This window comes from Pedobacter sp. L105 (genome assembly GCF_009765875.1).
Lineage (GTDB): Bacteria > Bacteroidota > Bacteroidia > Sphingobacteriales > Sphingobacteriaceae > Pedobacter.
In genome coordinates, this window is sequence record NZ_LMUP01000010.1 from 139,317 (window position 1) to 154,633 (window position 15,317).

General features: G+C 35.2%; 13 protein-coding genes and 1 tRNA gene. 5 read left to right on the forward strand and 9 right to left on the reverse strand.

The features are described from left to right. Positions 1-486 precede the first annotated feature (486 nt). Positions 487-1,635, forward strand: a complete 1,149-nt coding sequence (locus GSQ84_RS21975) for a glycoside hydrolase family 76 protein (RefSeq protein WP_158799522.1) — start codon at positions 487-489, stop codon at positions 1,633-1,635. A gap of 143 nt (positions 1,636-1,778) precedes the next feature. Here the strand turns inward: GSQ84_RS21975 and GSQ84_RS21980 are convergent, their stop codons facing one another. Beyond that, a complete protein-coding gene (locus tag GSQ84_RS21980) occupies positions 1,779-2,906 on the reverse strand; it encodes a TlpA disulfide reductase family protein (RefSeq protein ID WP_158799523.1) in 1,128 nt (375 codons plus the stop codon). Positions 2,907-3,096: 190 nt separating this feature from the next. Next, a complete protein-coding gene (locus GSQ84_RS21985; protein ID WP_158799524.1) occupies positions 3,097-4,017 on the reverse strand; it encodes an AraC family transcriptional regulator in 921 nt (306 codons plus the stop codon). 221 nt (positions 4,018-4,238) lie between these two features. Here GSQ84_RS21985 and GSQ84_RS21990 point away from each other — a divergent pair, with 221 nt between their 5' ends. Next, positions 4,239-4,778, forward strand: coding sequence for a YceI family protein (locus GSQ84_RS21990; RefSeq protein ID WP_158799525.1), 540 nt, complete (start codon positions 4,239-4,241; stop codon positions 4,776-4,778). Positions 4,779-5,696: 918 nt separating this feature from the next. On the opposite strand, the gene GSQ84_RS21995 is transcribed toward GSQ84_RS21990, so the two are convergent. Together GSQ84_RS21995 and GSQ84_RS22000 are read right to left on the reverse strand one after the other, a co-directional pair. Continuing rightward, the gene (locus GSQ84_RS21995) at positions 5,697-6,239 is read right to left on the reverse strand and encodes a hypothetical protein (protein ID WP_158799526.1); all 543 of its coding nucleotides are present in this window, start codon (positions 6,237-6,239) and stop codon (positions 5,697-5,699) included. Positions 6,240-6,244: 5 nt separating this feature from the next. Next, the gene (locus GSQ84_RS22000) at positions 6,245-7,435 is read right to left on the reverse strand and encodes an ImmA/IrrE family metallo-endopeptidase (protein ID WP_158799527.1); all 1,191 of its coding nucleotides are present in this window, start codon (positions 7,433-7,435) and stop codon (positions 6,245-6,247) included. A 327-nt stretch (positions 7,436-7,762) separates the two neighbouring features. On the opposite strand from GSQ84_RS22000, the gene GSQ84_RS22005 reads away from it, so the two are divergent. Beyond that, complete coding sequence (locus GSQ84_RS22005; protein ID WP_158799528.1) at positions 7,763-9,751, forward strand: DEAD/DEAH box helicase; 1,989 nt, start codon at positions 7,763-7,765, stop codon at positions 9,749-9,751. A 1-nt stretch (position 9,752) separates the two neighbouring features. Continuing rightward, on the forward strand, positions 9,753-10,409 hold the full coding sequence (locus GSQ84_RS22010; RefSeq protein ID WP_158799529.1) for a hypothetical protein: 657 nt from the start codon (positions 9,753-9,755) through the stop codon (positions 10,407-10,409). A gap of 400 nt (positions 10,410-10,809) precedes the next feature. On the opposite strand, the gene GSQ84_RS22015 is transcribed toward GSQ84_RS22010, so the two are convergent. Genes GSQ84_RS22015 through GSQ84_RS22025 form a run of 3 tightly spaced genes read right to left on the reverse strand, consistent with a single transcriptional unit; the run spans position 10,810 to position 12,851 of the window. Continuing rightward, positions 10,810-11,184: a hypothetical protein gene (locus GSQ84_RS22015; RefSeq protein ID WP_158799530.1), complete on the reverse strand. Its 375-nt coding sequence runs from the start codon at positions 11,182-11,184 to the stop codon at positions 10,810-10,812. 9 nt (positions 11,185-11,193) lie between these two features. Then, entirely contained in the window at positions 11,194-11,940 is a 747-nt protein-coding gene (locus GSQ84_RS22020; protein ID WP_158799531.1) for a hypothetical protein, read from the reverse strand. Beyond that, positions 11,937-12,851 carry a HEPN domain-containing protein gene (locus tag GSQ84_RS22025; protein WP_158799532.1) on the reverse strand — a complete coding sequence of 305 codons (915 nt, stop codon included), beginning with the start codon at positions 12,849-12,851 and terminating at the stop codon, positions 11,937-11,939. The genes GSQ84_RS22020 and GSQ84_RS22025 overlap by 4 nt, the downstream gene beginning before the upstream one ends. 429 nt (positions 12,852-13,280) lie before the next feature. Between GSQ84_RS22025 and GSQ84_RS22030 the strand changes: the two genes are divergently transcribed. Continuing rightward, entirely contained in the window at positions 13,281-13,553 is a 273-nt protein-coding gene (locus GSQ84_RS22030; protein WP_158799533.1) for a helix-turn-helix transcriptional regulator, read from the forward strand. Between the two features lie 113 nt (positions 13,554-13,666). Here the strand turns inward: GSQ84_RS22030 and GSQ84_RS22035 are convergent, their stop codons facing one another. Further along, entirely contained in the window at positions 13,667-14,884 is a 1,218-nt protein-coding gene (locus tag GSQ84_RS22035) for a site-specific integrase (RefSeq protein ID WP_158799534.1), read from the reverse strand. A gap of 249 nt (positions 14,885-15,133) precedes the next feature. Next, positions 15,134-15,206 (reverse strand) — tRNA-Lys (locus tag GSQ84_RS22040). Positions 15,207-15,317: the final 111 nt, after the last annotated feature.

Sequence of the window (15,317 nt, forward strand, 5' to 3'; positions counted from 1 at the left end):
TTTTAATGATTATTTTGATTTTATTAGACTACTTCAGTTTAAGTAAATTTAAGTCTTTGAAAGGGTAAAATTAAATAAATGCGGATGCACCTCCTGATTCTTCTTGTGGATGCTGCATTCTTCTGATTATTTCGCGGTTGATTTTCAATTAAGTATGGTTTAGTGCAGGTGATTAGATCTTTGTTAATCTCTGGATGTAGGCTTGCTCATAGAAACTTCGTCCTTAGTCCAGCACTATATCGGTGTAATTCCGTGAGTTTAGTGGTAAACACCCAGAGGTGACATTTTATTTAGATGAAGTACAATCGGCGTTTAGTACACCAAAATAGAAACAAATGCTAATGATGATTTGAATTACTGCATCCACATCAAATAAAAGCTGGAATTAATGTTACAGTAAACCAATAAATTTTTATTTGATAGGTTGTTTAACAAATAGTTATTGTATTTTTAAATAACAAAATATAAACCTTAACCCTAAAATTTATGAGCGTACAAAAATCCTTTATTTTTTTAGCTTTAGCGGGATACACCGCTATTTTAAGCTGCGATAAAGTCAAAGATATAACACCTTCATCAGGCAGTTTACTGGGCAGTGCCAAAAGTGCAACTCACCAGCTGGCTACTCCTGCTATTACTTCAGCCGATGCGGATCTGGCTTACACTGCCTTTAATGCTGCCTGTTACAATCCTGACAATAAATTATATTACAGCACCACACTTAAAGATGGTATCGCTGCCATCTGGACACAAGCCATTTTCTGGGATATGGCAATGGATGTCTACAAGCGGACAAAAACCACCGCACAGCTAACACGTGTAAATGATATTTATCAGGGCGGATATGATCAGTATGATGGTTATAACTGGAACAATACTACTACCTGGTTTATATACGACGATATGATGTGGTGGATCATGGCTCTGGCGCGGGCCAATCAGATCACCGGAAACGCTACTTACCTGCAAAAATCACAGGATGGTTTTGCACATGTATGGGCCGGCTCCTATGACCCTGTCGATGGAGGAATGTATTGGGACTTTAACCACAGCGGTAAAAACTCCTGTATCAACTTCCCTACTGTTATCGCGGCGATGAGATTGTATAGCATAACTGGAAATAACGATTACTTAACTAAGGCACAATCTATTTATAGCTGGTCAAAAGCCAATTTGACGAATACCAGTACAGGCGAGGTTTATGATAATAAAATTGGCAGTAATCCTCCGGGCGGCCAGGCTTATACTTATAACGCTGGCACCGCAATTGGCGCGGCATACGCACTTTACAAACAATCTAATAATATCACTTATCTTAACGATGCCAAAAAATATGCCGATTACGTTGAAAATAACCTCTGTACCAATGGAATTTTGCCTGCTGAGGGCGATTTTAACGAACAGGGTGTAATGAAAGCTATTTTTGCTGATTATATGATGCAGCTGATCAATGAAGGCGGGCAAACCCAATACTTGAGCTGGATACAGAATAATGTAAATACTGGCTGGGCAAACCGCGATCAGGCAAGAAATTTAACTTACCGCAATTATGCCGTGAGCTGTCCTACCGGATATATACAATCTTATGAAGCCAGTAGTATAGTTACGTTTATGCAGTTGGTACCTGCGCAATAAGATCTTCATGGGTGCAGAAATGAGATAAAACCAACCTGTGTTAGTGATAGCTTGTGGCAGGATAGCTTTTATAAGCGAGAGGTACATCAATAAAAAGGGGGAATTGCAACGCAATTCCCCCTTTTTATTGATGTAATTAAGAATTAGATCTTTCCAAATAATTCTGCAAGTTTATCATTCAGATCATCGCCACGCAGGTTCTTACCGATGATCTTACCATTAGGGTCAATCAGGAAGTTTTGAGGTATAGCGCGTACACCGTACATACCGGCTGTTTTGCTGTCCCAGAACTTAAGGTCGGACAATTGTGTCCATGACAAACCATCTTTGTGAATGGCTTTCATCCAATTTTCTTTAGCATTTGGCCGGTCTAACGATACACCTACAATAGTAAAGTTTTTGTTCTTATAGTTATTGTACGCTTTTACAACATTAGGATTTTCTGCACGGCAGGGGCCGCACCATGACGCCCAAAAATCTACCAGCACATATTTGCCACGGAACGACGACAGATTAACAACCTTGCCTGCGGTATCTGCCTCAGCAAATTCAGGCGCTGTAGCGCCAATGGCCACCGCTTTTAGTTTCGGCAGGGTCTCTGCAAATAGTACACCATTTGGCGATGCTTTTATAGCTGGTTTTAAAGCGTCAAATAACGGTGCAATATCTTTATAATCGGCACTATAAGCATAGGATTGTAAAGCGGATAAACTGATATAAGAATCGGGATGATCTTTTATAAATTGTTTATTGATGGCTTTTTCTTTTTGATCGATCGCTTTTTCTTCGAGCTTAGCCTGTTTTATAAATTCAGGTGTTTTAGCTTGGTCACCAGCTGCTTTTTCTTTGGCTTCCAAAGCATTGTAACCATCATTTACGGGTTTTAAAGCCGCCTGATAAAGCACATTTTCCTGATTACTTTTTGGTCCGTCAACTTTAGCATTCGCCAAAAGGTCAGCAGTGGTTATATTTAACGTGCCAGCTTCCACATAAATAGACTTGTAGTCCCGGGTGTTATTCATACCCGTTCCTTTTGGATTGAGAATCAGGTAACCATTTGCAGGTACCGAACCTATATCGCCGGTGAATTTGAAATTGCCACCATTCAACTCAGCAGAGTCGACAACAGTTTTTTTATCTTTACGGTATTGCAAGTATATTTTAGCCGGTGCGCCAATGGTACCCACATGGCCCTGTATGATAAACTTAGAATCCTGGGCAAAAACTATTGCCGGTATAAACGCAAGAACGATTAGAGCTATTTTTTTCATCTGATTAAATTTATTAACATCCTAATGTCTGATTTTATAAGGGAAAAGCAAAACTAAACAGGCATGTAACCGAATCGTGACAAAATAGAAAGACGAAAGAGTTCATGAATTGGTCATCCATTTACCAGGTGGCTTCGCCGTAGAGCTACCAATCGCTTTTTTAAATTGATTGATTATTCTGTTGTAAGATTCATAAAAAAGATTGACGAAATTCCGTAGGTGTCTGGTTGGTTTTCATCTTAAATAGTCTGCTGAATGATTGAGACGAATTAAAACCTAATTCGTACGCTATTTCCGAGACGGATAACTCTGTAGCAGACAACTTTTCCTGCGCCAGCTCAATGAGTTTATCCTGTAAATAATGTTTGGTGCTTCGCCCTGTAATTTTCTGAAGCAAGCGGCTCAGATAATTCGCAGAAATATGTAACTGATCAGAAATATACTCAACACTGGGAATGCCTGCCATCGACAAACTATTATTGCTGAGACATTCATCAATTAAAAGCTCCAGTCGGTCCAATAATGCACTTTCATTTTTTATTTCTTTACTATCCCGCCCTTTATAAAATCTCTCCGTATAAGCCAAAAGTAGTTCAATCTGTGCAATTATGATTTCATGGCTGTTATGGTCAGCGGTTTTATCTTGTTCAAGATAAATATTGTTGATAATATGGACAACGGTTTCTTCTTCTTCAATAGAGAGTGGTAAAGCCTGGTTAAATCTATAATTGAAGTATTCGTATTGCTTGATTTTTTTTGACAGCGTAGTGTTCAAGAGAAAGTCAGGATGGATGAGCAATTGCCATCCGTAATTGGTAATTTCATCAACGGGGGATTCGATGGTTAAAACCTGTTTGGGTGACATGAAATGCATGATACCCTTTTCAAAATCCATTCCGTGCTGACCATATTTGAAGTTTGTATTTATATTTTTTTTAAGTGCAACAATATAAAAATTCCTAACCATACTGATGGTTTGCTCCTCCGGCTTCCAATTCAAGTCCTCAAACTTAATCACACTTAACAATTGATGTTTCGGCTTCGATAAATTAGCCAATTGATGGTATTCGGTGATTGTATCTATGAATATTTTCTTTGTTGAAATAGTCATCTCGTTATTTATTGCAAGATAATACATTTTGACTGGCATCAATTTATAAAGTCTGTAAAAGTACTGATCTGGTCAGATTTAGCTACAACAAGGCAAGATTTTGATACGATGGGCCACACCACTTTCTTTAATTTTGCCTCCATGACCGGAAAGTGGATGCTTAAATTTTAAATAGATGTTAAGTGATTCTAAAATAACGGATGAAATTAAATTTTAAAATAATGATCAAATCAAAATGGCTATCAGACCCAGTTCATAGTGAATTAGGATTTAAAATCAGACACCTGATGATTAGTAATGTTTCTGGATCTTTTAAAGACTTTCAGGTACAAGCAGAAACTGATGGAGATGATTTTAGTACGGCATCTATATCATTAACTGCAAAGATTGCTTCGCTTTCAACTGATGATGAACAAAGAGATACCCACCTAAAAAATTCAGATTTTTTTGATATGGGTAATCACCCTGAATTGACGTTTGAATCTAAAGAGATTGAAAAAGTTGATGAATGCAGTTTTATTTTACATGGCGATTTAACAATGAAAGGAACCACAAAACCGGTAAGCTTAAATGTTGAGTTCGGAGGTTTAGTAAGCGATCCAACACATGGTAAAAAAGCCGGCTTTACAATAACTGGTAAAATCAAACGAAGTGAATGGCATATCAATTTTAATCGTGTCCTGGATACAGGTGACGTCGGATTGGGAGAAGAAGTGAAAATATTCAGCGAATTACAGCTTCTAAAACAGGCGTCATCATAAGACTGCTGAGATATATAGGGCTGTTCTGGTGCTAAACAAAGAGGGAAAGCATTATGAGTTAAGGGAATTTTAGGCGAACTTCAGCCAGGCTTTGACCGGAGTGAGCAACGGGTTTGGGACGGGTATGGAACGGGTTTGGAACGCCTCCGGAACGGGTAAATGGCGTTCCGGAGGTGTTCCAAACCCGCTGCAAAGTGGTTCTCTATTTTGGCTAAACTCTGGTCAAGGTATCGTTGATGTTTTGCCGATGGATACGGGTCTTCGGGTTTGAGCATGGTACTTGTATTCCCACAACCAAAATGGCAGTCTGCCATATGTAGCTATTGAATGGGGATTACTGGTAATTGCATAAAATTATATATTATACTGAAGACGGTACTACAAAAATGGAGACACGTTTAGAAGATGAAAGCTTATGGCTTACGATTGATCAGATTAGGCCGATATTGATGGAAAAAGGGAAATTATCTGTGCTTTATTTCCTGAGAAATTAGAGATCGAAAATTCGGGTTATCGAACACCTAAAGTAAATGAGGCTTTAGCCTTTATTTGTATGTTAAACACGGTTTTGGCTGAAAATAAAATAGGGACAGACCGTAATGTTAACAGTCTGTCCCATAAGGTGATCCCGCTGGGATTCGAGCCTAGTGTGAAAATCACCTTTTATTCAATATTTAGAGGATTTTGAAATCGGTACTAACCGAATCGCTCACCTTTTATTTAATACGCTTTAGTTGTAAATGCTATGTACTAAATATATGGATAATTTAATAAGATATCAAAGTAGTAACTAATTTTTTGATTCTCATACCTACATCAATAAAAGGTGTTAATTTTAAATTATAATGAACCATCAATTATTTTATAGGCTAAGGATAAAATAACAAGAGCTGCCAATTTTGACATTCCTTGTTATTTTTATTTCGCAATGTTCAACATTGCTTTCGCCACGGCTTTGGTGGATTCGTCATATTCTTCATGACCATAGCTGTTTTTCTCATTAAGTTCATAAAACCTTTTATATATTTCAAAGGGATTTCTTGAATCAGCTACCCAACCAATAATAATATCTAGGATATCATTCATTATCGGTTGATAGGTCATTCTTCCATCCGACTTTCTAACACCATTGTTGTCTGATTTTCTTTTTCCTAAATTTAAAAAGATATTCTTTTCATCATAGATGATTTTCCTGATTTCTTCAAATTCGGAACCTTTTGGTAGGTTGTCCATTAAGAGCCTTCTTATACCATTATAATATATATTGTATTTTTCTTCTGGATTTTCAAAATCTTTGGCGAGAATCGCTTTTAGTTCATCTATTTCTTCAAGACTTCCAGTTTCGCTACTAATAGTAAGCTGCTTTCCTACTTTTTCATTTGCCTTAAAAAGCAATTCCATCCTTTCGATGTCTGCCGGTGATAAATCTTGATCTTTTTTGGTTGTGTTTTTATCTGCCATAATCTTTAATTAATTTCTAATATTTCTTTAATTTTTTCACTTGCCTCCTTAATAGTGGAATCTTCCCAACTTAAGGGATTTAATTTTTTAACCGCCAAACTTAAATCTGGGTAATATTCTTTAAAGGCCGCGTGATAATTTTTATGGTAAATTTTTTCCTGATACCAAGAAAAAAAAGAATAAACCTGTGACGGATGTATTTCGCTCTCCTTAGCTAGTTTATTTACCAGAAATGGGCTGTTGATGTGTCTTTTTATAAATTGAAATTTCTCCTCCGGAAAGAAAAAATCACGAGCAAATGAGTCCGCTTTTTCTTCAATCAAGAATAGATCATCATCGCCAGTGAGGTGAAAATTGTTTTTCTTTACGATCTCAAAATCAAAAAGTACATGATGCAGTTCATGTAGAAGCGTAAACCATAAAGTTGGGTATTTTTTGAGGTAATCGGTGATGACTATACAAGGCCTATCATTTATAATAAATGTCGCTCCCCTAACATGAGTTGTGGATAAATAGTCCTGAAAAATTACAGTAATCCCTATATTATATAATGCCCTACATACTGTCAACAATCCATTTTCTACATCCTGACTATAAGGTTTGATTTTAACTATTAAATCTTTTAGTCTTTCCCTATCGTAGTTATTTGGGTTATTAATTATCTTAAAGGTCTGATATGCTGATTTTACCCAAAAGTCCTTCATCTTATCAGAAAAATTTCTTTTGGATCTACTATATAGTGGTTCTTCTAAAAGCTCTTCGAACTTTTGAATTGAATCATAACCAAAAAATTCTAATACTTTATTCACCAAAAGCTCGCTTTCGTCTGTTGAATCAAAAAACCCCATTTTTGTTAGATTCTTGATGTCAAAGTTTTTTAACAAAAAGGAGGTGTTCCTAGCATTATTAATTGCTTTAATATTTTCTGTGCTCTGATTCTTTAATATTGCTTTGATAAAGTTATTAATATCTATATCAAGAAACTCTGCAATTTTAACCACATGTATTAGATTTGGCTGTTTAGCTGTACCAGAAATTATTTCTTCAAAAACATCTTTATCAACATTTAAAAGCCGTAAAGCTTTTGATTTGCTGAGATTATATTCGGTGAGTTTTAAATCAAAAACTGCTTTAATATCAAGTTTATCTTCCTCTGAAAAAACAGATTTCAATAATTCATCAACGTCATATTTCATAAAATAGGGTAATTACCCTCAAATATAAATATTATATTCTATTTAACAATAAATAATGAGGGTATTTACCCTCATTATTTATTGTTATTACTAGCTATGCTTCTAAGTGATGAAAATTTACAAATTAGATTCGGCAATATGATATCCAAATTTATTGGTTTTGAAATCGATATTGACCGAATCGCTCCTCTTCTGTTCTTAAGTATTTTAGTGACTAATTATAAGAAACATCTATTTTTTTGTTTACTATTACAATATTCAAGGCTGTTTCATATCTTAGATATATCTTTATTCCATGATAGTATTATCAATTAATAAATAATTTAGATGAATATTCAATTGTTTAAAAATCTCAATGAAAATGAACTAGGTGAAAATATCGCAAATAAGTTCGAAGAGTATTTAACAAACCATCCCAACCAGCAGATCTATTTAATTACGTCTCCTTTAGGAGAAAAGTACAATTATGATTATGAGGATAGCTGTCTGGTTATATTAATTCCAAAACACAAAATAATTTTTTTGAATCTAGGAGATAATAAAGAAGATTTTCAAAATTATTGTGATGACTTTATTGAAGATTTGAATTCAATTTCAGATAAGTATAATTACAAAGAGCATATTGGTAGACCAAGAGATTGGAAAAAGAACAATACAGTTAGACTTGAAGATTTTGATGTAAATAACATAGAAGGCATCGTAGGTGAAAATTTTCTTGACGACAGAAAATTGCAAAGGATAAGTGATCTACTTATCTCACTATTAATAGGTAGCATTAATGATATTGAAAAAATTGGATCTGAAGTCCCAGAAACACTACTAGAAAAAGTTAAGAAAAATATTGTATTGTTTGATGGAGAGCAAACGAGATTTATGTATCAAGATTTCAACAATAAAATAATAACTATTCAAGGGTTATCTGGTACAGGAAAGACCGAACTTTTATTACATAAGCTAAAAGATCTGTATGTTAAAACTGGTACAACAAAAATATTTTTCACCTGTCATAATATAGCTTTAGCTAACACATTACAAGAAAGGGTTCCGATTTTTTTCAACTTTATGAGAGTTGAGAAACAAATAGAATGGAATAAACGCTTATGGGTTAATAGAGCATGGGGATCTAAAGGGGACTATAATTCCGGCATATATAGTTATTTATGCTACTTTTATGAAATACCCTTTTTAAGATTTAGTGTAACAAACGATTATAATAAAATATTCACTTTAGCATTAGAGTATATTGAGAACATTGATCCTATAGATTTCAAATATGCATTTGATTATATATTGATTGATGAGCGTCAAGATTTCCCAGATGTCTTTTTTAAGGTTTGTGAAAAAGTAACTAAAGAAAATGTATATATAGCTGGAGACATATTCCAAGATATTTTCGAAAATATTGATAAAAAAGTTTTAAAAGTAGACGTTGTACTTAATAAGTGCTATCGGACTGATCCTAGGACATTAATGTTTGCTCACTCAGTAGGACTAGGCTTGTTTGAAGAAAAAAAACTAAATTGGTTTGACGACGATGAATGGAATGCCTTCGGATATACAGTAAAGAGATTAGCTAATAGGGAAATACAGTTTTTTAGAGAGCCATTAAGAAGATTTGAAGATATTGACACTGACGAATTTGAAAGTGTTGAAATCATAAAATCTACTAAAAGTTCTCAGGTTGTTAAAGTTATTGAGGATATCTTACAAGAAGATGAAACTGTGAGCCCTAATGATATTGCAATAATTATTTTGGACGATGACAAACAGATTTATGAATACATCGATTACCTTTCATCAGTTATAAACAAAAGATTCGGTTGGAAAATAAACAGAGCGCACGAAAGTAAAGCGTTGATTGACGATGCCTTATGTATATCAAATCCAAATAACGTCAAGGGCTTAGAATTTCCTTTCGTGATCTGCATTACCGGAACAATCAAACAAACATATAGATATAGAAACGTACTTTATACGATGCTAACCAGATCTTTTATTAAATCTTTTTTACTTGTAAACGAAAAAAACGACATCAAACATTTAGAAGAAGGATTAAAAACAATAAATCAAACAAAAGCAATTAAGACAATAGAACCTACTGCTGAAGAACAGAAAGAAATCAAAAATAACCTAGTTGGTTTCTTGACTAGCTCGCAAAAATCTTATAAGGAGTTCTTAACAGAATTATTTGATAAGTTGGGTATTGAAGAAACAAAACGTAAAAAGATTGAAGAAGTTCTAGTGAATGCGAATATTGAAAGATTTGACGAAAAACGCACTACTGAATTTATAATTTCTTTAAAAGAGTTTTACTAAAATGAAAAAAGTCTCGTATACTCTTAATGAAAGTACTTTGGATATTTTTTTTCCCCATGAAAGAATAAAAACCAAAGTACAAATTTTAACTATTTTGCTAGAGGCTTCTCGTTTTTTACTTTATAATAAACCGGATGAGTTGGTAAGTGAGTCAAAATTGATCCTCCAAGTAAAAAAAATGAGTAGACTTTTTTTTGTCACCAATAACAAATATTATTCAATAAATTTTCCTTTTACCTTCATTATAAATGATGGCTCAGCCATTATTAATTACAAAAATATTATAGATTTAGATTCAAAGACCATTTCGGATTTATTGTCAATTCTGAAAGATGATAGATTTAATAGTTTAGTTTGTTTAGACTTTGCAGAACCAATATATGAACTTGAATCTGATTATGAGGATAATCTATGGGTTCTATTAAAAGATTTACTGATGTTGGAAGATGGATATTTACGTTTTGATAAAGATACAGAAGGCTATTTAAATGCTAAGGCTGATGGAAAAGAGCATACCCATCCAGAAAATCATATAGATATTTTTTATTCAAATAATAATACCTTCAAAATAGGCTTGGAAAAAACTATAGTCCATGATACGTTTTTAGATTATTTAGATAATCAGACAGATTGCATGTTTTTCAAAAAAAATATATAAGTAATCATAACAAATTTCAAGAAGAATGATTTGAGCAAGCGGAAGTTGGGCAGTTGCCCTACTTTCTTGCCTTATGCTTTGCAAGTGGGGTTATAAGGATACTCCGAGTATCCTTTAGCTAGGTTGACGATAGTGAGATAAATGAAAGCAGTATACTAGCCCGTATACTATGAGACAGTGAGGGAGCAAGTTTATGTTTTTGTACTACAAAAACTATTTTACTACTCCCGATGGTCGCAATTTTAAGAAGTGGTAATATTGTGAGCTAGCCCCACGCTTCCTTGCGGCCTGTGAAAATCCTTGGGGATTTTCACTTTGCATATACGAAAAAGGTTCCCCCGCTAAGAACCTGAGACATACGATTTCGAAAGGAAGCCCAGTAATTAGGTAGTCGGTTCCTCTATAAATTATCTGTAATATATTTTGCCCGCTCTGCTAAAACTGCCTTTAGCCATTGTGCCATTATTTTTCTGCCTGCGTTCTCCGCATTTGTACCTTCTTTATCCTGATCCAAGAGTTGCAGAAGTCTAATGTTAAAGATGCGCAGATAATGTTCTTCTAATTCCCTGTTGACTTCATAGGCTTCTTCCTCAACATCTAAAAAATTAAGAAAGAAATAAGTTGCCCACCGGTCATTGCCAGTTGGGTTGCTGTAAAAGCAGGGTAAAGATACCTGATTGATAAAGGCTTGTATAAGGGTTGCAGGGTTAATCTGGTAAATGGTACATAAAGTACTAAAATCTTCCGGTAAAGTCAGTTGAACAGTAGTTTCCATAGTATTCAATTAAGGGTTCATATTTTGATAATGGGAAAGGTAAAAATCCCGTAGGATGTCCGTTCTTTCGGTCAGGTTTCTGACAATATAAAGTTCAAGACGCATTTCTTCCATGCGTTCGTAAAAATCAAGTTCTGTTTCCGTAAGGTGTAACTTTTCAGAACTGTCTCTTGCAAAGCCATTGGCGATCATCATAAACAAGCCCATTGCTAAATTATCGTTTGTTATTTTAAGTCCTTTGCGGGCATGACAATCTGCCAAGGAGATCCTACCCATAAAATGTTCTAAATATTCCTTCGGATAGCAGTTATGCAGTTCACAAAGCACAGAGAAATTTTTGCTGAGCTGTAGTGTGGTATTTTCATCCAGATATAGTACATCAGATGGAACATAAGTTCTTTCCATAATTTTAAAGAGGGAATCCACGTAAAACATTGATTTCTTTCTTTTCACCTGGTCTTTACCTTTTTCCTTTCTGGCCAGTTCAATAACTCCTTTGATACAACCTACAGCCACTGTTCTGCAATGAAGCAAAGCTTTGCTTTCCCTGAACTTTCTTTTCCTAGCGATCACAAAGGCAGAAATTGTTCTTGTCGCCTCAGAAAACCCTTCATGGTAATAGGGACAGATTGTATCATACAAAGTGACGTGGTCAATGAAAATCTGTAACACTTCGGATATCTTAAGTTTATAGATAGTACAGGCCACTTTAAATTCTATTGGAACATCAATCAGTTGATACTTTGCTTTTTTCATATCAATACCTGTTCTGAGTGATCTTGGGTTCTTGAAGCAGAGCGTAGTTCTTTGTAATTTGTAGCTTCTTTGTCTAAGTACTCAATTTTCTGCTGACACATTTCCAAGGTCATAACTTTAAACGCAGCTACCTTTTGATAGATGGCTTTGGCTTCTTCTTCGTTCACCTTAAAAGTAGAGGCATATCTGGCACCGGAATAGCTCTTTGTCAATACTTCAAATAATCTTTTATCTTCGGCACTACCGGATAAAAACATTTTTAATGGCCTGTCTGAAAAAGCTGTGGATAAGCCAAGCATCCGGCCAAGGTTATGAATTTCTGAGCGGTAAGCTAAATGTACCCTAATCAATGCAATCAGACACTGTTCTACCACCTGATGCAGCATAAAAACGCAAACCGTAAATTGCTCCTTAGATAGGCATTCACCGGCTCCATTAAAAAAGCCGTCGGCTAAAGGCATCCTATGGGATAAATGTTTGATTGCTTTAACAGCGCTTTGTGTTGGGATGAAAACGTTAGAACAGTCCATATTACCCATTCCGTCATAGCTGTAAATTAATTGGCCTTTAGTGCATACCGTCATGAAGAAGCGGTTGTTAGCTTTAATGGCATCGTTTATGTTTTCCAAGCCATGGCATAGAATAGTAATATTACCATGCTGATAATGATAATTGGAAAAATCCTGTGCCTCATAATCAATTCTGGTTATGCTTTCAGTTACTACCAGCAGGCAGTAATTGCAATTATACTTACTCTGCTGATCTGTAAAACAACCTTGTAGTTCCTTAAAAGAAGTTGATTTGGCAAAACAGAAAATTTGAAGCGGTTGAAACTTATCAACCAGTGACCTTATGAAGGTTTTGAAATAGTTGGCATGGTTTAATGCCGGACTTAAAGTTTGCGTTTCCATATATTGATCTCATTTACTTTACAAAAGTTAATGAGCCAATAGTAGGTGGTGTTAACCCTCAAAGAGGGGGCTGGTCGCTCACCTACTAATTGCAAAAGAGGCTCTGGTAAGCCCGCCTACACCTAAAATTAGATTTTAGTTTCAGCTTTACCACTTCTTTCGAAATGGCTAATCGTGCAAAAAAATAAGCAAGCGCCAGCCCCACCTTTTACAGTAAGGGCCTACAAATGTAGTTAATTGGCGCTCTACTCACACTCGCACGATTAAAATTTACCAGATTCCTTTCGCGAGGCTCGTTATTAAATTTGGATTTATTGCTAAACCCAATTATTTAAGCATCTTAATTATTGTAAATCAAATATACATAACAGTAGTTAATATTCCAAATTTGGAATATTTAATTAGCATTAAATACATTCATTTTGTTAAATGGCAGAACAGTATATCGACAAGGATTCATTAAAAGCAATTAGAGATAAATTGTGGGCTATTTCCAGAGAAAAAAGAATAGGTCTGGAAGATATAGAGGATAGAACTGGTTTTAGTTACAGCCAAGTTTATAGAATTGTGAGAGGCACGAATAATATATCTGTTAGCGGATTGGTGGCAGTGTGTAAAGCACTTGAAATACAGCCTTCTGAGGTATTTAACTTCAAAATAACCATTCCGAAGTATTCACCAACCCGTAAGAATTTCAAATAATCCAATGATAAAACAAGAAAGCGGAAATGATCGATGACCATTTCCGCTTATCTAAATTAATGCTCTCATATAATAAAGCGTTAAACAAAGCCAAATATTGTGTAGGCAAGAAATTAAATCGTCACAAATTTCTTTTTTAATAGCGCCATATCAGCACCAACCTTAATATCCAATATTTTAGCGTAATGCTGGGTTGTCCTGATATTGGTATGCCCAAGCATCTTAGATACACTTTCAATAGGAACACCATTAGAAAGGGTTACAGTGGTTGCAAAAGTGTGGCGGGCAATATGAGAGGTCAGTTTCTTTTCAATACCACACAGGTCTGCAATCTCCTTTAAATACTCATTTGTCTTTTGATTACTTGGAACAGGCAATAATGTTCCTTTATATAGACAAGTAATGTTTGTCGCATATCTATCCACGATTTCAACGGCAATAGGCAATAGTGGAATTGCAGAACGGGTTTTAGTTTTCTGCCTGCTGGTGAAAACCCAGCGTTCCCCGTCATTTCCCTTACGGATATTGGAGGGTTTTAATTTAAACACATCAACGTAAGCCAATCCAGTAAAACAGCAAAATAGAAATACATCCCGTACCTGACCGAGGCGTTCAGAGATAAATTTCTTATCTGCAATCTGCTGTATTTCTTCATTGTTGAGGTAATAGCGGTCTACATTTTTAGACTTGCCTCTATAACCTAGAAACGGATCGCTAACGATCCAGCTATTTGTTAAACAAATATGAATGATCTTGCTGAGGTTCTTCATGTTTTTGACCACATAGTTATTGCAACAGTTTTTATCAGCCCTCAGATAGTAATCGAAATCATTAATGAAGGATTGGTCTATCTGTCTGATGTCTTTATCAGGAAGTCCATATTTGATTTGTATGAATGCACTAATATGACGTTCTAATACCAAATAGCGGTTTAATGTACCCTGCACATATTCCTTGCCTACCAAAGCTTTCATTTTTTGGTTATGGTCTTTAATCGCTTCCAGTAGGGTATGAGAAACAATTGCTTTTCCTAGAAAGCTGTTTTTAATGGCTTCAGAAGTGATAATTTCCCCTGCTTGGGCAAGCGCATGATATGCCTGATAGACAGAAGTTTGTAATTGATCGAGGCAAGTATTTAATAATTTTACCTCTTCTTTTGTACCGATTGCCTTTCCAGCTTTGGCATTCCACCGAGCAGGTTCACACTCACGGCCAGTAGTCATTTCCGCTCTTTTTCCTTTCACCGTAATACGCATGTAGATAGGGACAGTACCGCTGATGTAGTTCTTTTGCTTTTTCAAATAGAAAAGCAGGCTAAAATTAGTTTTCATAATGTTGCACATTAAGGGTTAAACAAAATTAGCTTTACATTAAGACGTACACAAGATGTGCAGTGGTTGAACTAGTTGTCATACAAATAGTTACAATTTATTCGGTGAGTAGAACAGATTTCAAAATTACGCACCTAATTACTCACTTTTTATATGAGAAAATATGTGAATTTTGGCACCCCTAAAAAGACAAAACCCCTGTTAACATAGCGTTTACAGGGGTTTATACGTTTTGATATTGAATTCTTGTGATCCCGCTGGGATTCGAACCCAGGACCACTACATTAAAAGTGTAATGCTCTACCAGCTGAGCTACGGAATCAGTACCCTTTTTGAAGGACTGCAAAGGTAGAAATTTAAATTTCATATACAAATCCAAAGATTAAATAAATCGCTTAAAGTACTCAACAAGCTGTTTTCCAACTGAATTAAT